15 protein-coding genes are annotated in these 19,446 nt (G+C 63.6%); 9 read left to right on the top strand and 6 right to left on the bottom strand.

Annotated features, from left to right (window positions below):
• Positions 1-48: 48 nt before the first annotated feature.
• Positions 49-2,031: a beta-galactosidase gene (locus tag P3T20_RS03175; protein ID WP_429286026.1), complete on the top strand. Its 1,983-nt coding sequence runs from the start codon at positions 49-51 to the stop codon at positions 2,029-2,031.
• A 301-nt stretch (positions 2,032-2,332) separates the two neighbouring features.
• On the top strand, positions 2,333-4,138 hold the full coding sequence (locus tag P3T20_RS03170; protein ID WP_429286025.1) for a putative bifunctional diguanylate cyclase/phosphodiesterase: 1,806 nt from the start codon (positions 2,333-2,335) through the stop codon (positions 4,136-4,138).
• On the opposite strand, the gene P3T20_RS03165 is transcribed toward P3T20_RS03170, so the two are convergent.
• Both P3T20_RS03165 and P3T20_RS03160 read right to left on the bottom strand, forming a co-directional pair.
• Positions 4,135-5,919: a diguanylate cyclase gene (locus P3T20_RS03165; protein ID WP_429286024.1), complete on the bottom strand. Its 1,785-nt coding sequence runs from the start codon at positions 5,917-5,919 to the stop codon at positions 4,135-4,137. The two genes, P3T20_RS03170 and P3T20_RS03165, sit on opposite strands and share 4 nt — an antisense overlap.
• Before the next feature lie 147 nt (positions 5,920-6,066).
• Entirely contained in the window at positions 6,067-7,359 is a 1,293-nt protein-coding gene (locus tag P3T20_RS03160; RefSeq protein WP_429286023.1) for an aspartate carbamoyltransferase, read from the bottom strand.
• 334 nt (positions 7,360-7,693) lie between these two features.
• Between P3T20_RS03160 and dapA the strand changes: the two genes are divergently transcribed.
• The 4 genes from dapA to P3T20_RS03140 all read left to right on the top strand — a co-directional run bounded on the left by dapA (position 7,694) and on the right by P3T20_RS03140 (position 10,636).
• Complete coding sequence (dapA, locus tag P3T20_RS03155; RefSeq protein ID WP_429286022.1) at positions 7,694-8,551, top strand: 4-hydroxy-tetrahydrodipicolinate synthase; 858 nt, start codon at positions 7,694-7,696, stop codon at positions 8,549-8,551.
• Between the two features lie 230 nt (positions 8,552-8,781).
• Positions 8,782-9,738 carry a M23 family metallopeptidase gene (locus P3T20_RS03150; RefSeq protein ID WP_429286021.1) on the top strand — a complete coding sequence of 319 codons (957 nt, stop codon included), beginning with the start codon at positions 8,782-8,784 and terminating at the stop codon, positions 9,736-9,738.
• Positions 9,731-10,099, top strand: a complete 369-nt coding sequence (locus P3T20_RS03145; RefSeq protein WP_429286020.1) for a hypothetical protein — start codon at positions 9,731-9,733, stop codon at positions 10,097-10,099. The genes P3T20_RS03150 and P3T20_RS03145 overlap by 8 nt, the downstream gene beginning before the upstream one ends.
• 108 nt (positions 10,100-10,207) lie before the next feature.
• Positions 10,208-10,636: a bactofilin family protein gene (locus P3T20_RS03140; protein ID WP_429286019.1), complete on the top strand. Its 429-nt coding sequence runs from the start codon at positions 10,208-10,210 to the stop codon at positions 10,634-10,636.
• An 80-nt stretch (positions 10,637-10,716) separates the two neighbouring features.
• Here P3T20_RS03140 and P3T20_RS03135 read toward each other — a convergent pair whose 3' ends face one another.
• The 3 genes from P3T20_RS03135 to P3T20_RS03125 all read right to left on the bottom strand — a co-directional run bounded on the left by P3T20_RS03135 (position 10,717) and on the right by P3T20_RS03125 (position 14,098).
• Positions 10,717-11,484 carry a hypothetical protein gene (locus tag P3T20_RS03135; protein WP_429286018.1) on the bottom strand — a complete coding sequence of 256 codons (768 nt, stop codon included), beginning with the start codon at positions 11,482-11,484 and terminating at the stop codon, positions 10,717-10,719.
• Positions 11,481-13,553 (bottom strand): putative bifunctional diguanylate cyclase/phosphodiesterase, encoded by a 2,073-nt coding sequence (locus P3T20_RS03130; protein WP_429286017.1) that lies wholly within the window; start codon positions 13,551-13,553, stop codon positions 11,481-11,483. Before P3T20_RS03130 ends, P3T20_RS03135 begins: the two co-directional genes overlap by 4 nt.
• Positions 13,554-13,681: 128 nt before the next feature.
• Entirely contained in the window at positions 13,682-14,098 is a 417-nt protein-coding gene (locus P3T20_RS03125) for a rhodanese-like domain-containing protein (RefSeq protein ID WP_074269182.1), read from the bottom strand.
• A gap of 97 nt (positions 14,099-14,195) precedes the next feature.
• Here P3T20_RS03125 and ftrA point away from each other — a divergent pair, with 97 nt between their 5' ends.
• From ftrA to P3T20_RS03110, 3 genes are all read left to right on the top strand, one after another.
• Complete coding sequence (ftrA, locus tag P3T20_RS03120) at positions 14,196-15,164, top strand: transcriptional regulator FtrA (RefSeq protein ID WP_429286016.1); 969 nt, start codon at positions 14,196-14,198, stop codon at positions 15,162-15,164.
• Between the two features lie 311 nt (positions 15,165-15,475).
• Positions 15,476-16,387: a hypothetical protein gene (locus P3T20_RS03115; protein ID WP_429286015.1), complete on the top strand. Its 912-nt coding sequence runs from the start codon at positions 15,476-15,478 to the stop codon at positions 16,385-16,387.
• A gap of 33 nt (positions 16,388-16,420) precedes the next feature.
• Complete coding sequence (locus P3T20_RS03110) at positions 16,421-17,188, top strand: hypothetical protein (protein WP_429286014.1); 768 nt, start codon at positions 16,421-16,423, stop codon at positions 17,186-17,188.
• Between the two features lie 47 nt (positions 17,189-17,235).
• On the opposite strand, the gene P3T20_RS03105 is transcribed toward P3T20_RS03110, so the two are convergent.
• Positions 17,236-19,425 (bottom strand): DUF6600 domain-containing protein, encoded by a 2,190-nt coding sequence (locus tag P3T20_RS03105; RefSeq protein ID WP_429286013.1) that lies wholly within the window; start codon positions 19,423-19,425, stop codon positions 17,236-17,238.
• Positions 19,426-19,446: the final 21 nt, after the last annotated feature.

Here is a 19,446-nt window from a genome sequence, read left to right as displayed (position 1 = left end):
CCGGGGCTGCGACACCCGGTGTCCATTCTCTACATTCAGGAAAATTTTATGAAGGTCGGTGTCGACTATTACCCCGAGCATTGGGATTCGGGCGTTTGGGAGGACGATGCTCAGCGTATGCAAGCCGCGGGGATCACGTTGGTGCGGCTCGCGGAATTCGCATGGTCGCGCCTCGAACCGCAGGAAGGCCAGTTCAACTTCGGCTGGCTCGATGAAGCAATCGGGACGCTGGCGCGTCACGGGATTGAAGTGGTGATTGGTACGCCGACGGCAACGCCGCCAAACTGGCTCGTCGCAAAGTGCCCCGACATCTTGCCGTTGAACAGCCAACTGCAGCCCATCTACCCGGGCGTGCGCCTGCATCGCTGCTACAACAGCCCGTCGCTGCGCCGGTACACCGAGATCATCGTCGAAAAGCTGGCACGGCACTACGGCAAGAACCCGCACGTGATCGGCTGGCAGACCGACAACGAGATGATCGGCAACGACAGTCACAGCGACGCGGCGAACAGCGACTTCCGGCTCTGGGTGCAGCGCAAATACGGCGATCTCGACACGCTTAACCGTGAGTGGGGAACGGTGGTCTGGAGCGGCGAATATAGCGAGTGGTCGCAGATTACGACCCCTCTGGGCGGCTCGCCGTACCTGAACCCGTCGTACCTGCTCGACTATCGACGCTTCTGCTCGGATTCCGTTGCCGACTTCAACCGCTTCCAGGCAGGCGTGATACGCGCCCACTGCAGCGGGCAGTTCGTTACGCACAATCTGTGGGGTTATCCGGTCATCAACGACTACTACGATCTGTTCGACAGCATGGATTTCGCGTCGGTGGACTACTATCCGAGCACCGACCTCGCCAATGACAGCAAATCGCGCGTCTATCACGGCGCGCTGACACACGACCTCACGCGCGGCATCAAGCAGAAGAACTTCTGGGTGATGGAGCAGTTGAGCGGGACGCCAGGCTGCTGGCATCCGATGTCGCGCACACCGTATCCCGGCATGATCCGCGCGCACGCCTGGCAAAGCGTTTCGCGCGGCGCGGACGCCGTGGTCCAGTTTCGCTGGCGCACCGCGCGCGTCGGCGCCGAACAGTTCTGGCATGGATTGCATGACCACCACGGCGAGCCGGGGCGGCGGTTTGAAGAGTTCGTCCGCTTCAGCGAGGAAGTCCGGCACGTCGCGCCGTTGCTGGAAGGTACGAACGTCGTCAACGATGTCGCCATGCTGTTTTCGCACGAGCAACTGAATGCGTTGAAGATCCAGCCGCAGGCGGACGGATTCGATTATCTGGACAATTTCAAGCAGATTCACCAGGCCTTCGTGCGGTTGGGAATCGGCACGGATGTCATCAACTGGACTGCTGCGATCAGCCCGTATCGTCTGGTCGTCGCGCCATTTCTGTTCCTTGAAAATGACGCCGTGGTGGAGAAGTTGCGCGAATACGTCGCGCAGGGTGGAACCGTGCTGCTCACCACGCGTAGCGGCGTGAAGAACATGAACAATGTATGCCTCGCGGCGCGCCTGCCCGGGGGATTGAGCGAGATTGCCGGCACCATCGTCGATGAGTACGACCCGGTAGGAAACGATCAGCAAGGCATCCTGTTGCGCGGCAAATCGCAAGCATCCTGTTCGCAGTGGTGCGACATACTCTCGCCGACCACCGCCGAGACGATCGCAACCTATACGACGGAGTTCTTCGCGCAGCGCGCGGCCATTACACGAAATAACTTCGGGCAAGGCGTGGCGTATTACGTCGGCTGCATTCCTGACGACCACGGGTACCGGATCCTGATCGGCGATATTGTGGCGGAACTGGGACTTAACGCTGTCGACGATCTGCCCTCGGGGGTGGAGTTGTCGATTCGCTCGGGCGACGCTCGGCGGCTGTTGTTCGTGCTCAACCTGTCGAAGGAGGCGGCGCAGGTCGAGCTTGCCGTGCCGGTTGTTCGAAGCGTGTTGACGGATCAGCCTGTGTCCCAGCCACTCGTTCTGGAGCCGATGGGTGTAGAAGTCCTGCTTCTTAAGTAAGGCCTCCGATGGGCGTGGGCGGAGCACACCCACGCCCACGTTCATGTCTGCCGGTGGTCCCTGACGACGCCAGCGCAGGGATCCCAGGCGTTTCGAGACGCGATTTTTTGCCCACCACCTGAGCATTATTTCCAGTCCAGGTTTGCTAAGGATTGCCTGACATAATAATCAGCAAAACTTGACGTCAGATCGTCTCCCCTACCTATTCAGGCGCGCCCGCGTTCCACCGTATACATAGTCATGGCAGGCCACACACGCTGCACGGGCAGCACGCCCGTGCCCTTAAGGGACCACACACACCATGGCGACGAACGCAGGCTCACGGATGGGCGCGCTTCTCGTCCAGCTTGCCGACTTCAGGACTCGCTGCGACGCCCGTGTGCAGAAGTGGCTCGGACGGCCGCGCAGACCTTCAGGCGCGCGCTGGCGGACCGGGCATGAGCACGAACAACTCTTCAGAACGCTGATCGAACACTCGCCCGATTTCATCGCCCGCTACAACCGGCGGCGTGAGGTCGTCTACGCGAACCCAGCGATGCAGCAGATTCCTGGTGGCGGTGGCTTTCGCCTGGCGCCGGCAGCGGAGGTCGGCACGCCGGCCGGACAACTCGACTACGAAGATTGCATTCGCGTGACGCTTCGGGCCGCGTCTGCCCGCGAAGCGGAGTTCCAGTATGACGGGCCCAACGGTGATGTCAGATGGGTGGCAGTCAGGTTCGTCCCCGAACCCGGAGAGCGAGGACAGCTGGAAACCGTGCTGGCAGTGGGACGCGATATCACCGATATCGTCCACTACCGGGAAAAGGTCCGGCAACTGGCATTCTTCGATCCGCTGACGGATCTGCCCAATCGCGCCTGGTTGAAAGATCGTCTGCCGGCGGCACTGGCGTACGCCGACGCCGGCAGACGTCAGATCGGTCTGCTGGTGCTGGACCTCGACAGCTTCAAGGAGGTCAACGACGTACTCGGACACGCATGTGGCGACCAGTTGCTGCGCGCGGTGTCGATGCGTCTCCTGCAAGGCAAGCGCGGCGACGACGCGGTCGTGCGGCTGGGCGGCGACGAGTTCGCGATCCTTGCGCCGGTGCACGATGACGATCTGGATCTGGCCATCATCGCGAGCCGGATCTTGATGGCCCTGGCGGAGCCGGTGGTGATCGACGGCAACGAGGTCTTCATGACGGGCAGCATCGGCATCAGCCGCTATCCGCGTGACGGCAGCGATGCCGCGACGCTGCTTCGCTACGCCGATTCCGCCATGTATGCCGCCAAGAGGATTGGCGGCAACCAGTTCTGTTTTCACGATCCTGCCACGACGCGAGCGGCCGTCGAGCGTATGGAGCTGGGCATGGCGCTGCACGGCGCGGCCCACGCGGGCGAGCTGGTGCTGCTGTACCAGCCTATCGTCGGTCTGGGCGACGCGGGCCTCGTCGGCGCGGAAGCGCTGCTGCGCTGGAATCATCCCGGGCGAGGCCTGTTGACCCCGGACATCTTTATCAAGGTAGCGGAAGATAACGGCACGATTGTCGAGATCGGCGACTGGGTGCTCGCCGCGGCCTGTGAAGCCGTGGTCCGCTGGAACGCCGGACGTGCCGTGCCGATGCGCATCTCCGTCAACGTCTCGGGGCGGCAGTTCGTCATGAACGACCTTGCTCGCAGTGTGCAGGCGGCGCTGGCGGCGAGCGGCTGTGCGCCGCAGTGGCTGACGCTGGAAATCACCGAAAGCCTGTTGCTGGAAAACGATCAGAACGTAGGTCGCACGCTCGACGAGCTGAACGAAATGGGCGTGGCGATCGCGATCGACGATTTCGGCACCGGCTACTCGGCCATCAGTTATCTCGGACACTTCCCGATCAGCACGCTCAAGATCGACCGCTCGTTTGTGCGCGACATCGACGCTCGCGGCAAGAATCTCGCGCTAGTCAAAGCGATGATTTCGATGGCGGAGTCGCTTGGGCTGGATGTCGTCGCTGAAGGCGTGGAAACGCAGCAGCAGGCCGATGTGCTTGCCTCGCTGGAATGCCACAGGGCGCAGGGTTATCTGTTCGGCAGACCGATGCCCGAAGTGCAATTCGTCGCCTACGCGCAGTCCGGGAGGGTGGTTTAGGACGCGCTGGGCGCTTCGTCCATGGCGTCGCCGGTGTCGATCATCACGCAGTTGCGGCCCGACAGCTTCGCCGCATACAGCATCTGGTCCGCGCGCTTGAGCAGTACCGTCACACCGGATTCGTCCGGGTCCGCAGAAACGGCAATGCCGAAGCTGGCGGTAATCGAGCAGCTGGTATCTGTCCCAGTGGGCACCCGCGTCTCTGCGATCCGCTTGCGCAGACGTTGTGCGAGATCGAGCACATGCGCGGCGTTGTCGACGCGCACCAGCACGGCAAATTCCTCGCCGCCGATGCGCGCGACAATATCGGAGTCCTGCCAATGCTCTCGGCATAGGCCGGCGATTAGCCGCAACGCGTCGTCTCCGACGGTATGGCCATACGTGTCGTTGATTCGCTTGAAATGATCGACGTCGAACATGACGAGTGCGACCTGCTGCCTGGAACTCCTGACTTCCTCGAACAATGCGCGAGCATGGTTTTCGAAAGCACGGCGGTTGAGGAGATGTGTCAACGGATCGGTTTGCGCGAGGTTGGCCAGTTCCGCAATCAGATACATGCGTTCCTGCTCGAGGCGGATGCGATCGGCGCTGCTTTTCTTGAGAACGCGCATGGCATCGAACATGCCGCGGATTTCCCGGCGGCCGGACACCCGCGGGATGTCCGCGGTCAGATCGTCGCGCGCCAACGCATCAATGATGCGGGTCGCCTTGACGAACGGGCCGATGACGTGACGCCTGAAACCCACGGCAATCGTAATCAGCAACGCGAGCAGCAGGACCTCTGCGAAACTGGTGCCGATGAGTACCAGCAATGCATCGCTGCGGTTGTGGCTCAGTTCGTCGTGGGCCAGCGCGATCACATTGTCGCGAAAGCCGGTAATCGCCTGCATGGTGGCGACGTACTGCTGCGCAAACTGTGCGGTGGAAATGCCCGCGCCACCCGGCCGGGCGGCGAGCGCGCGCACACTGGCGACGTAGCTCAGACCCGTTCCGAAGTACTGGTCGGTCATGCGGGCGAGCCCTTGCGGATCTGCGGCAGCCAGACTGGGTGTTCGGGCGTCGAGCAGCGCCCGCAATTGCTCGATGCGTCCCCGCGTGCGTTCGATGCCGAGTTGTTCGTCCCCGGTAAGAGGTCTGCGCAGGGTGAGGGCACTCGTGAAGTGCGAGCCCAGTTGTCCGGCCTGCTCGCGCAGATCCGCGGTCAGGCGCCCGACGAGCATGCAGTTGAGTGCATTCGGGTCGCCCTTGATCGCCGTTGCCGTATTGATCGTCACGATGGGCATGAACTCGGGGATGATCGCGATCATGCTGTTGACGGCGCCTTGCAACGCGTGGTCGTCGCGCTGCGGCCGGGCGAGGCGCGCGAGCCGGTCGACGTTCGATCGCGCGGCGGCCAGGTCGGTCTGCAGGTCGCTCACGATCGTAAGCTCGGCGGCGCAGCGCAAGCAATGTTTGCGGCGCAGCGAATCGGTCAGCAAGGTGACCTGAATGTCGCTGGCGCGGCGTGCCTTCTGTAGCGCGGCCATCCGTTCCGCTGGAATCGGCAGATCCTCGCCCAGCACCCCATTGCTCGGTCCCCGCTCTGCGGAGACCTTCTCCATGGCGAGCAGGGCGAGGCGGTATGACTGGAAGCTATGCAGCGCCTCGTCGGCCGCCGCGTAGGTGGACCACTCATAGGCGAGCAGCCAGCAGGACAACGCCAGCACCGGAACGAAGACGACAGCCATCTGGATGCCGAAGCGTCGGTCTATCGACATCGAAGGGAGAGCGGTACGTATCATCGTAGGTTCGGCGAATTGGGCCGGGGCCGTGACCCACTAGCTTGCGCGTACCGCTTACGCAGGTAATGCCGGTTACGCAGGGCCCCTCCTGCGTAGTTAACGGCAACCGGGGCCCTTCACTTTACCGATGATTGTGCCAGGGCAGCATCAATCGATGCCGTGAAACACCGCATCGTCCGGGCCGAGATACACCGGCGGACGCCATGCGGCGTCGCGCATCGAGTGCTGCACGAGCTTTTCAACGCCCAGCAGCACCGCGAAAATCGCCATCCGGACCGGAATGCCGTTGTCGGTCTGGCGGAAAATCGCCAGACGCGAATCGTGGTTCAGATCGGTGCTCAGGTCGTTCGCGCCAGGGCGGCTGTCGCGCGGCAGCGGATGCATGATCAGCGTATCGAGCCCGCACACGCTGTCCACCAGCGCCTGATTGATCTGGAAGTCCGGCGTGTAGCCTTCGAACGATTCGTCGGCGAAACGCTCTTTCTGGATGCGCGTGGCGTACACGACGTCGGCGCCGCGCAGGCCCGCGTTCAGGTCGTGGGTCTGCTCGATCACGTGATCGTTGCGCGAGATCTGTTCGACGATATAGCTCGGCATTTCCAGCGATGGCGGCGAGATCAGCGTGAACTTGATGCCGCGATACAGCGCCAGCAGCTTGACGAGCGAATGCACAGTGCGCCCGTATTTGAGGTCGCCGACGAGCGCGATGTGCGAGCCGTCGACAATCTTGCCCAGGCGCGAGAACTCGCGCTGGATCGTGTACAGGTCGAGCAGGGCCTGGCTCGGATGCTCGCCGGGGCCGTCGCCGCCGTTGATCACCGGCACGTTGGTGGCTCGCGCGAATTCGGCCACCGAGCCTTGCTCCGGATGGCGGATCACCAACGCGTCGACGTAGCCGCTCATTACGCGGCTCGTGTCGTAGATCGACTCGCCCTTGGCCATCGACGAGAACGTAAAACCCGTGGTGTCACAGACGGAACCGCCGAGCCGGCAGAACGCCGCGCCGAAACTCACGCGCGTGCGGGTGCTGGCTTCGAAGAACAGATTGCCTAGTACCGCGCCTTCCAGCACGCGGGAGATTTTGCGGCGCCGGGCGATGGGCTGCATGATGTCCGCGACCCGGAAGAGGGCCTCGACCGAGTCGCGCGAGAACTGATCGACCGATAGCAGTTGCGGCTTGCCTTCGAACAGCATCTGGCTGGCGAGCGATTGGGAGTCTACGCTTTGCGTATAGCTTTCACCCGGTTCGCCGTGCACGACGATTTCCGACACGAAACGCTCGACGATCTCCGGCATGGCCCGCGATTCCTGCGAATCGTCCGGCAGCAGCCACGTGTCCAAGGCCCGGCGAGACACGCCGATGCGGCTCGCGAAGGTGTCGCGGGTCATGTTCATGCGGCGCATGGCGTCGCGGAGGAAGGCTTGTTGCGGGACGCTCATGCCGGTCACCTTTGGGTTGGGTTGATGTACGCGGTGCGTATATTAGAACGACGGCATGAGAAGTCAAGGAATTTTGGTTCCAGTGTTACACTGCGGGGCATGGAAACTGGCCACATGCTCCGCTCAACCGCAACCCGCCTCGCGCTCGCGAGCGTGGCGTCTGCCTGCGCGGCCGCTAGCGCCAAAGCCAAAAAACAGCTGCTCATCTGACCGGAGCCTGCTGTTCCGTCAGATGTGCGACGGAACAGTCACCAGGGCCTGCGTTTTATTTCCCCGCTTTTGACCCCCTCGCCACGCTGAACGGAATCGATACGGTCGCGTTCGAGGTTAAGTCATGTCTATCTTTTCGGGTATCTGGGTTCCTGTCATTACGCCGTTCGCCGGCGGCGCTGTCGATCACGCCGCGCTGCGGCGCCTGGTGCGTTTCTATGCAGAGGCAGGCGTAGCAGGGCTGGTTGCGCTCGGTACCACCGGCGAGCCGGCAGCGCTCGAAACCGCCGAGCAGGATGCGGTGCTGGCGACCATCCTTGCGGAAGCCCGCGCGCTGCCGGTGCTGGCCGGCGTGGCCGGCAATCACACCGCGAGTCTGCGCGCGCGCATCGCACAGTTGAACGATCTGCCGGTCGCGGGCGTGCTGATCTCGGCGCCGTACTACATCCGGCCTTCGCAGGCCGGGCTGATCGAACATTTCACCGGTCTGGCCGATCTCAGCGGCAAGCCGGTGGTCCTCTATGACATTCCGTATCGCACTGGCGTGCGTCTCGAACTTGCGACGCTGTTGACGCTGGCCGCGCATCCGCGGATTCGGGCGGTGAAGGACTGCGCCGGTTCGCTCGACACGACGCTCGCGCTGATTCTCGACGGCCGCCTGCAGGTGCTTGCTGGCGACGACATGAATCTGTTCACTACGCTTTGCCTTGGTGGCAGCGGCGCGATTGCCGCTTCGGCGCATGTGCATCCCGAGCGTTTTGTGGCGTTGTACCGTGCGTTAACGGAGGGCCGTCTCGAAGATGGCCGGGCGATTTTCCACACGCTCGCACCGTTGATCGGGGCACTGTGTTCGGAGCCCAATCCTGGTCCGGTGAAGGCAGCGCTGGCGGCCCAGGGACTGATCCGCGACGAACTGCGCGCGCCGATGACACGGGCCACGGAAGCACTGCGCGAGCGATTGCGGCAACTGGTCGATGCGTGAGCGCAAGCTTGCGTGATTGCTGAGGCATCCGAATTTGAGATGATGCTGGACGATGAGAGGGGATAATTTGCGCCCTTGTCTTTCATCCCACGTCGGTCGTCGTCCGACTCATGCTGCATGCCGGTTAGCCTCTTCGCTGTCGTTGTTGTCTCCGTCCTGTCTGCGCGCCGCGCTTGTCAGCGCTCTTGCGAGTCCGCGTGGCAATGCGCGCCGCCGGCGGAGAGCCGTTGATGTCCTCCATTCTCGGTGCCGGTAGCCGGCTGAGTAGCGGGGAGGTCCGCTTCGTTACGCGGCGCGCGGCCCTTGGCATTGCGATTGCGGCGGTCGCAGGCGCTTCCGTTCTGTCGCTCGCCGCAGGGGTGGCGATCGGCATCCATTTACCGTCTCACGATGCAACGGGCCAGGGCGCGCCGGCGATAGGCCGCGTCGAACACGACTATGCGATCGATCAACTCGGCAAGCTCAATGCCTCGATGGCGCAGCTCGAGCCGCGGCTCGAGCGCCTGACGACGCAGGTCGGCGCGCTGCGCGATTTCGAGTCCCGCCTGAACACACCGAAAGCACCGCCGCGCGCGCCGGCTAATCCTGCGGATCAGGACACCTCGGATGCGGACGGCGAAGGCGGCCCGTCGCTGCCGCCGCGGCGCTGCGTCGAAATCGCTACGCGGCCTTCGCGTGGCGATGCGGCTTCGACCCAGCAGCAGCTCGATTGCATGCGTGCGACGCTTTCCGCGCTCGAGCATGAGACGGACGTGCACGAGGTCGCCTTCAGCGCGTTTCCTGGCCGCATGCCGGCCGATGGCGCGCGCTTCGGTTCGCCGTTCGGCAACCGCATCGATCCGTTTACGCATAAGCTCAGTTTTCATCCTGGCGTCGATCTGGTCGCACCGAGCGGTACGCCGATTCTTGCCGCGGCCGGTGGTCGCGTGGTCTATGCCGGTCCGAAGGGCGGCTACGGCAATGCAGTGGAGATCGATCACGGCAACGGTCTCATCACGCGCTACGGTCACGCGTCGCGCATCCTCGTCCACGAAGGCGATCTGGTGCTGCCGCGCCAGCACGTCGCGGACATCGGTACCACTGGCCGCTCCACCGGGCCGCATCTGCACTTCGAAGTACTGGTGAACGGCGCCCCGGTTGATCCGACCGCCTACCTTGCGCTGTTCGGCGCCACGTCCCATGGTTGATCTTCGTTCGGCCCGCGCCGCTGGCAGTCTCACGCAGCGTGCCTATACGCTGCAGCCGGTGCGCTCGCGCGCCGTTCGCGTGGCGATCTGGGCCGGCGTGCTTGCGTGCGGTATTGCTGTGGGCGCTACGGCAATGCGGTGGCGTGACTCGCAGCACGCCGCGGTGCCGGCAGGGTGTGCAAGCGTGCCGGTTTCGCCGGACGCAGTGCAGGCAGAACTGGAGCGCACGCGCCTCGCGCTCGCACAGGAGTCCACGGCTCGCGCCAACGTGCAAAAGACCGCTGACGCGTCAGCTGCCGAAGCCAGCCGCCTGAATACCGAATTGCTGTTTCTGCGCGGCCAAGGGCAGAAGCGCCGCTGAGCGGCCGGCGGCGACGTGCCCACCAACCAGGCCATTGGCCAATCAAGCCGGCCCGTCGCCCGGCCACGCAGCGCGACGAACGTTTCCATTCCCCGTTAGAGATGACCTATGTTTAGCAAGAAGAAACCCACGAGCATTCAGCACACCAAGCTCGCCACCCTGATCGCTCACGACGTGTGCATTACCGGCGACCTCGAATTTAGTGAAGGACTGCGTATGGACGGCCACGTGCGTGGCAATGTCAACGGTAAGGCGGGCACGCAGACGTTGCTCGTGCTGAGCGATCGCGGGTCGATCGAGGGCAACGTGCATGGTTACGACGTGGTGGTGAACGGCAAGATTGTCGGCGACGTAATCGCCGATCACTTTGTCGAGCTGCAACCTAACGCGCACGTCACGGGCAACATTCATTACCAGCAGTTGCGCATGGATTGCGGCGCTTCCGTAGATGGCAAGCTGACGCGGCGCGACCCGGCGCTGGTGCCTCCTACGGTGCTCGGCCGCGAGATGAACGAAACGGAGCCTCACCTCATCTGAGCCGCGGGGCGCAGTGTATCGGCCTATGGGAAATCAGCTCAGATCAAATCAGGCCTCAAGACCTGAAGCAAGGGCCAGGCCTAATCCGGCAGCGCAGCCGACCCGGACAAATTCGGCCCCTCGGGGCGCAGCGCCGGATTGAGCAGACCGGGCCGCTGTGCGGCACCCTTGTCGAGATTAGCGAGCATGCGCTGTTCGGCAAGCACCTGCTGCAAGGCCAGCATGATCAGGCCGATGACCAGCAGCAGATCGCCGGCAAACACGACCGCGTACACCGCCGATGTAGATTGCGGATTGCCCAGTATCAGCGACGCATTGGCCCGGTTCAGCAGTACCAGCGTGAGCGGCACGACCGCGTTGAGGCACGCGATCACGCTCGCGATCGCCACCATCATGCGTGCCGGTCCGAGGTCCGGACGGCGTCTGCGGCAGACCTCATAGAGTGTCAGCGCGCGGCACGGCAAGAAGAACAACGTCAGCAGCGAAGCGCGAACGACGATCGGCGCGTGCAGCAGATGGGCGAGAGAAAACAGCACGCAGAACGCCGCAGTCACCGCTAAAGCAACGCGAAGCGACGTGGTAGCGCCGAACAGTGCGCGTGTGCCCACCCATATGAGGATCCGCGACTGCAGGCTAAAGGTGGCCGTTGCGACCAGCAGCGCACTGGTATTCCAGATCAGATGCAGTCCGAAACATGCAGCCGCCGCACTCATCAGGAAAAATGCGGCCGACCAGAAGCGGAATGCCGCAACACGTTCGAAGATGCGCGAGAGCGCAATTGAAACGATGCCGCTGCACAAGAACGTCATCAGGCAAATCGAATTGAACGTTGCTACGTCGAATTTCATGAAAGCTCCGCCATCCGCTCCTTGAGCAGGTCGCTGAAGGCGTCCGCCGCCAGCGGCCTGCCGAGCAGAAAGCCCTGCATTTCGTCACACATCATGGCTTTGAGCTTGCCGAGTTGCGACGACGTTTCGACGCCTTCGGCGACCACATCCATATCGAGCGAGTGGGCGAGCGCGATGATCGCGGAGACGATCGCCGCGCCTTCCGGACCTTGATCGTCGAGACCGTTGGTGAAGAAGCGATCGATCTTCAGTTGCTTGACGCGAAAGCGCTGCAGATAGGCGAGGCTCGAGTAGCCGGTGCCAAAATCGTCGATGGCGATTTCGAAGCCGCATTCCTGAAACTCGCGGATCATCTCGATTGTTTTTGGGGCGTCCTGCATGGCCACGGTTTCAGTGATCTCGAACATGATCTGGTCGCAGGCCACGTGCTCGCTCTTGACGATGTCCAGCACGGTGCTGACCAGATTCGGCTGCGAGAGCTGACGCGGCGACAGGTTGATCGCCACCTTCATCGACGGCAGGCCTTCGTCGATCCAGCGGCGGATTTGCCGGCAGGTTTCACGCACCACCCAGTAGCCGATCTGCACGATCTGGCCGGAGCGTTCGGCAATCGGAATGAATTCCAGCGGCGGCAGCGTGCCAAGCACCGGATGGTTGAGGCGGATCAGCGCTTCGGCGCCTGCCAGCTCGTTGCTGTCGCCACGGAATTTAGGCTGGAAATTCAGCGTGAAAAGGCCGGTGCTGAGTGCTTCGTGCAATGCGTTCTGGATTTGCAGCGTACGCGTCACCGCTTCGTTCATGCTCGTTTCGAAGAAGCGCCACGTGCTGCGGCCCGCGCGCTTGGCCTCGTACATGGCCGCGTCCGCGTGCTTGAGCAGGGTCTCGACGGTGTCGCCGTCCTGCGGGAACAGCGCGATCCCGATACTCGGCATGACCTGCAGCGGCTCGTTGTCGTTCCACACGCCTTCGCGCATGCGTTCGAGGACGCTCTCTGCGATCAGACGGGCGTCCTGGCGCGCCACCAGATTTTCCGCGAGCACCACGAATTCGTCGCCGCCCAGCCGCGCCACGGTGTCGGTGGCGCGCACGCAGGCTTGCAGGCGCTGCGCAAAGGCGGCCAGCACCTGGTCGCCGACGGAATGGCCGAGCGAGTCGTTGATGGTCTTGAAGCCGTCCAGATCCATGAACAGGACTGCGAAGACATTGTGGCGGCGGCCTGCCAGTTCGATGGCCGACTGGATCCGTTCTGTGAGCGTGGTGCGGTTCGGCAGTCCGGTCAGCGTGTCGAGCGTGGCGAGGCGCACGATCTGTCCGTTCAGGTTGGTTACGGCGCTGGCGAGGAAGGTGGTGCGGGCGTCGAAGCGGGACAGCATCAGCGTAACGATCAGGATTGCGAAGGTGAACAGGATCACGGCTGTCGCGAGCCATTCGGTATTCACGCCTTTGGCGGCACCGCAGATGGCGCCTACAGGAAAGTGCGCCGCTTCCATGCCGGCATAGTGCATACCGCTGATGGCGACGGCCATGACCAGCGCCGCGCCGACACGCCAGCGCGTGACGTTGCGCTCGTCGTCGTTGCGCAGCCGGCGCGCGATCAGCAACGCGGCCATCGAGGCGCCGATCCCGATCGCAATCGATGCGCAGAACCAGACCGGCTGATAGTCGATGCCGGGTTGCATGCGCATTGCCGTCATGCCGGTGTAGTGCATGCCCGCAATGCCGAGACCCAGCAGCACGCTGCCGGTCGCGAGGTGCGTGAGCGTCAGCTGCGCACGCGTCGTGGAGAGCAGCGCCAGATACGACACGCCCACGGCGATGGCGAGCGAGAGTGCGGTCAGCGGGAAATCGTAGCCGAGCGGAATGGGCAGCGACAGCGCCAGCATGGCGATGAAGTGCATCGACCAGATGCCGACGCCCATTGCTCCCGCGCCGCCGGCGAGCCATGCATGCCGCAGGCGTGACGAGGCGAGCAGAGAAATGCGGCCGGTGAGGTCGAGTGCGGTGTAGGACGCGAGGGTCGCTACGACGAACGAGGCGCCTACCAGCCAGAAGTTGTATGTGCCAGGCATGTTTAGTCCAGCCGAATAGGGGGGAACAGCTCAACTGGTTATCGACCGCTGGCAGGATTTGTTTAATTTATTGTGAGGATTTTTTTAATAGATTTTCAGGGTTTGGGAGAGTTTTGAAGAGGTATTTCCTAAGCATTCCCTGACATCAGTTCGAAGCCTTCGTCGAGCCAACCGGTCACACCACCGATCATCACTTTGACCGGCCGCCCCAGCTGGGCGAGACGGATAGCGCCGCGCGTGGCGCCGTTGCAGTGGGGCCCGGCACAATAGGTGACGAATAGCGTGTCGTCAGGGTAATCCACGAGCTTCGAGGCGACGATTTTTCCGTGCGGAAGATTGATCGCACCAGCGATATGTGCCTGTAAATATAACGCTGGACTGCGCACGTCGAGCAGCACGAAAGCGGGTTTCCCTGTGGCGCACGCGGCAAACACATCCGAGCAGTCGGTTTCGAAGCGAAGCGATGCCTGGAAATGGGCGAGGGCGGCAGCGCTGTCGGCTGCGGCGATGGCGGTTACTGGGTCGAGGCTGTCAGCGGGCGACATGAAGGAACTCCTGTTAGCGGTGGATGAGCCTTCATTGTTGCGGATGGCGAGTCAGCGGAGAAGTGGCGTGATCGTCAATCTACGGTAACATCACGCCATGCAAGATCATCTCGTCGCCGCGCTGGTTTACGACCGGCTCTGTACCTTCGAATTCGGCTGCGTTACCGAACTGTTCGCACTCGAGCGTCCGGAGCTCGAGCGGGAGTGGTATCGCTTCGCTGTATGCGCAGTCGAGCCAGGACCGCTGCGCGCGGCAGGCGGTATTACTGTTACGGCGCCGTACTCGCTGCGGCTGCTCGATCGCGCCGCGACGATTGTTGTGCCGGGCTGGCGCGATGCCGACGAATTGCCGCCCGCGCCCCTGCTGGCCAAAATTCGTGCAGCCTACCGGCGAGGCGCACGGCTTTGCTCGATCTGCTCCGGGGTTTTCGTTCTTGCGGCAGCGGGGGTGCTCGACGGCAAAACCGTCACCACTCACTGGCGCTACGCGGACAAGCTGCAGCAACGCTATCCGCAACTGCGTGTACAGACAGACGCGCTGTACGTCGACGAAGGGCAGGTGATGACTTCGGCCGGATCGGCCGCGGGGCTCGACATGCTGCTGCATCTGGTGCGGCGCGACCACGGTAGCGCGATCGCGAACCGGGTGGCGCAGCGACTCGTCGTGCCGCCGCATCGTGAGGGCGGCCAGGCGCAGTTCGTCCCGCGACCGATGCCTCAGGACGAGGGCGGTCGTGTCGCCAGATTGATGGACTGGATCAGGGCGAACCCGGCATTGCCGCATACATTGAGCTCGCTTGCCGGGCAAGCGGCGATGAGTCCGCGAACGTTGCAGCGTCAGTTTCATGATGCCACCGGGATGGCCCCCTACGAGTGGCTGGTGCGTGAACGTGTGGCGATCGCGCGCGAACTGCTGGAGGCGCAAACCCCATTGCCGATGGCCCGCGTTGCACAGATGGCCGGTTTTGGCTCGGAGGAATCGCTGCGCCGGCATTTCCGGCGCATCGCTTTGACGAGTCCTGGAGCGTATCGGAAGAAGTTTGGCGCGGATGCGGGTGATGGGTGAGAGTGGGCGCGCGAACAGGGCCTGTCTAGCGCGGCGATCAGCACGCATGTCGCCCAGCACAATTGCATCGGTATCCGCCAGGGCGATGATGGCTATGGCGTATGGAAGCTAACGAGCCGGGTGCCGATACCGATGCGGCCTGTTCACCCCGTCAACAACTTTCGGCGCGAGTTCGCACATTCGTCGATTTTCTGTCAGCATCACTGGTAGCACCTGAACCTGTGAAAGCACATTCGCGTAGCGGGCGCGTTCATGCAAAAGTTCATGCAGGACGCTCCTTATCGAGTACGTAATTGCCCTCACTTCCACTCATGCTCGGAAAACCTCTCGTCTTTGCTGCTATCGCTGTGCTAGTGCCGTCGTTCGCTGCCGCCCAGGCGTTCGATACCGGCTCGCGCGCCGAGGCGTACCGTCGCTACGTGCTCGCCGGCAAGGACGTGCAGTGCCGCACCAACGCCTCATGCGCGGCGCTCGGTGTTGCAGCGCTAGATGCGGGACGCATCAAAGATGCGCAGACGCTGGTCGACATGGAATCGATGCTGGCCGATGCGGCCACCTTGCAGGCCGAAGAAGAGAACTCGCCGAAGGCCCTCAATTCGGCGCATGCACGCGCCACGATGGCCTTGATCCACGAGGGCGATGTGCAGGCGGGGCTGGGCGCGTTTTCGAATGCCCGTGCGTACTATCGCACTGCCGCAAGTCGCGGCAAGGACGCGCCCGACGATCCGATGCTAAGCCGCGTCGTCGAGGTGGCGCAGCAACGTCTGTCCGGTATCGCAGACAAGCAGGTGGTGCAGGGTCTGCCCGCGTCCGGGGTGAGCTTCGCACGTTATCTGAGCCTGGGCGCATGGAGCACCGTCACACTCGCCCCGGTGAAAGGGCGTCACGGCGTGTATCGGCTCGAGGCACGGTTCGTCTATCCAAGCGTCAGCAATGAAGGTCAGCCGGTGGTCAACACTGGAACCGTCGTGGCAAACGTGCGGTTTTTTGGCGCCATTGCGCGAGTGGTCGTCTCGGAAGAGCCGGTCGGCGCCACGATCGAGGCCACTGCGAAAGCGGGCAATCTTGGCGCGTATGACGGCCACGGGGATAAATGCCTGCTCGAGTTCAGGCTGACCGCGCCTGAGACGCTCGACATCGCGACGCACGGTGCAGTGGCCGCATGCGGCTTCGGTCCGAATGTCGCGGCCGATGGCCGATATTATCTGAAGACAGGCTCTTAAGCCTCGTTCGAGATTCGCAATCCGGGGGAGCGTATGCGTAATGCAATGGACTATCCGGCGGTGGTGTTTGTGTCGACGCTGGTGGCGATGTCCTTGTCGGCGTGGATTGGGGCGAGTCTGCTCAGGCGTGTGAAGGCCCTCACTGCAGAGTCGCGCGAAGACTTCAACGTCGTTCAGGCCGCGACGCTCACGCTGCTTGCGCTCATGATCGGCTTCAGTTTTTCCATGGCAGTGGGGCGATACGATCAGCGCAAGAACTATGAGGAAGAAGAAGCCAACGCAATCGGCACGGAATTCGTGCGTGCGGATTTGCTGCCCGCTGCGGATGCGCAGCAGGTGAGAACGCTATTGGGTCACTACCTCGAACAACGCGTGCTGTTTTACACGACACGCGATGTGCAGGAGCTCGAACAGATCAACACGGCCACTGCGCAACTGCAGTCGGGTTTGTGGGCCGCAGTGCGCGACGCTGCTGGGGCGCAGCCGACGCCCGTCACTGCGCTGGCTGTCGCCGGCATGAACGATGTGCTGAACTCGCAGGGGTACACGCAGGCCGCGTGGTGGAATCGCATTCCGATCGCCGCGTGGGGGCTCATGGTGGCGATCGCGGTGTGCTGCAACCTGCTGGTCGGTTATGGCGCACGCTCGGCCAAAGTGGGCCTGACGCTGCTGCTGGTATTGCCGCTGGTGGTCGCGACATCGTTCGCGCTGATCGCGGACATCGACAGCCCGCGTGGCGGGATCATTCGTGTGAGTCCGATCAATCTGGTGGCCACGGCGCGATCGCTGCGTCCGGGGTGATGACGCCTTGACGGCGGCTGCCCGCAGAACGGGCAGCCGCAACGAGCTTAGTGCGGATGCTCGTCTTTATGCTCACCTTCCGGCTTGTGCTGCTCTGGAGCCGGATGCGGCTGTGCATGTTGCTCCGGGTGCGGTTCCGGATGCGGCGCTGCCGGGTGCGGATTGGCATGAGGCTCGGCCGGATGCGGGTTCGCGTGTGGCGCCTGGGCCGGTTGCGCTTCATGCGGCCTGGGTGCGGCTTCCTGAGCATGCTGTGGCTGCTGGCCGGCGGCGGCTTCGGCAGGACGCTGTGGCTCGGGCTGCGCATGCTGGGCTTCCGGCTGGGCATGCCCGGCTTCCGGTGCATGCGGTGCCGCGGCGCCGGCTTCGGCAGGGCGCGCGTTACGTTCTTCCGGCTGTGCGTGCGGAGCTTCGCCTTGCGGACGCGGTACGCCGTTCTCCTGAGCTGCGTTCGGATGCAACTGCTCCCTGGCTTGCGGCTTCGGAGCGGCGGCATTCGGTGCTGCTGCACCCGGAGCCGCTGCATTCGGAGCATGACCCGCTTGCGCCTCATTGCCGTGCCCAGGAGCGCCTTGCGGACCGACTGGATGAACCTGTGCCCGGTTGATCACCTGGAAGCCTCCACGAGGCGCTGCTGTACCCGGCGCGCCCGGATGTGCCACGGCAGTGAAGGCAGCAGGCGCTGCAGTGCGTACCACCGGTGCGCCGGCCCCCGCCACCTTGCCGCCGCCCGCGGCAAAGCGTTGGGCTAACGTGTCGTGGTAAGCGGCCGGCACGACCGGTGCGCGGGTCGCAACCACCTGACGCTGCGCGAGCGCTGCCGGTGCACCCACGTGAGCCGGGCGCAGCGCGCCGGCAAAGCTCTGCTGAACCGGCGCGATAGCCGGCGCGCCGGCACCGATCTGCGCATGGGCCAGATTCTGCGCATTGAACGGACGCGCTGCCTGCGCAACCGCCTCGCCGCGTACGAACGCATTTGCCGGTACCGCCGTAATGGCGCCCGGTGCGTTCTGGTTGATGTACGTGTTGTGGATGTTGTTGATGATCGTCGTGTTGTGAACATTGGTGATGTTCACGTTGTTGATGCGGTTGTAGTACGTCGGGCTGTAGTGATACGCCGGATGCCACGGCTCTCCCGGCCCGAGTGCAAACCACGCCACGCCGGCGCCTACTGCTCCGCCAATCGCCAGGTCGACACCCCAATGCGCGCCGCCGCCACCACCACCGCCGCCGACGAAGGCCACCAGCGCCGGTGCATACACCGGCGGCTGGCTCACGACCACCGGACCCGGCACCCATGCCCACGCGTGGCCGACATAGGCCCAGCGTCCATAGTGGAAAGGCGCGAAGCCCCACGGCGCGTCGTCCACCCACGTCCAGCCCCACGGTGCGATCCACGCCCAGTGACCTTCGTGATACGGAGCCCAGCCGGCCGAGACAGCTACAGTCGGTACCCACACTTCGCCGTAGGTCGGGTCGCTACGCCACGTACCGTTGGCGTCGAGGTCTTCATAGCCGGGGATTTCGCGTGAGACGTAGCGTGCGGAGACCGAGTTGTCTTCCGCGCGATCGCGGCTGGCGACCCACTGGTCGAACGCATCGGGTGCCGGCACGGCGCCGCCTGCCTGCTGTTGCAGGTTGGTGCCGACAAACTGGATCTGCTGGCCCGCGTTCACCTGGAACGAGCCTCCATCACCGTACACCGTGGCGGTGCCTGCACGCACCGTGACGGTGGTCGAACTGCCGTCGGCTGCAACGTCGACGCGGAACAGGCCTGGCGCGGTGGCGACAAGCGCCACGTTCGGCGTGTCGATCTCGAAGTTCTGACCGCCCGGCAATGCGCGCACGTGAGCGGACAGCGTGCCTTGCGTGACCTTCAACTGCGTGATCGTGTCATTCAGGTTGACGATGTCGAGCGCGGTTTGCTGATCGAGCCGCAGCGCCGTCGAACCGGCATGCAGTTCCGCGCGCGCGTTGGCGTCGGCCCACAACTGGTCGCCGGTCGTCAGCGGCCGGTTCAGTACGGCATAGGACCAGTCGGTCAGGCCGGCGGGTTCCAGCGTCACGGTGCCGGCGAAGTAATTCAAACGTGCGATGCGGTCAGGTGGGTCACCGGCAGCCGAAGCAGCGGGCGCCGTGGGCGAGGGCACCTGAGCGTGGCCCGCGAACGGAATCATGGCAAGAACGGCGGAGACCGTGAGCGCGGTCGCGCGCAGGCGGTGGAAGGTTGTTGTCATTATCGGCTGCTCCGAAGGTTT

Source organism: Paraburkholderia sp. GAS206C, assembly GCF_050435645.1.
Classification (GTDB): Bacteria; Pseudomonadota; Gammaproteobacteria; order Burkholderiales; family Burkholderiaceae; genus Paraburkholderia; species Paraburkholderia phenazinium_B.
The sequence above is the reverse complement of the archived record's forward strand: the minus strand, read 5'-3'. Positions and strand labels throughout refer to the sequence as shown.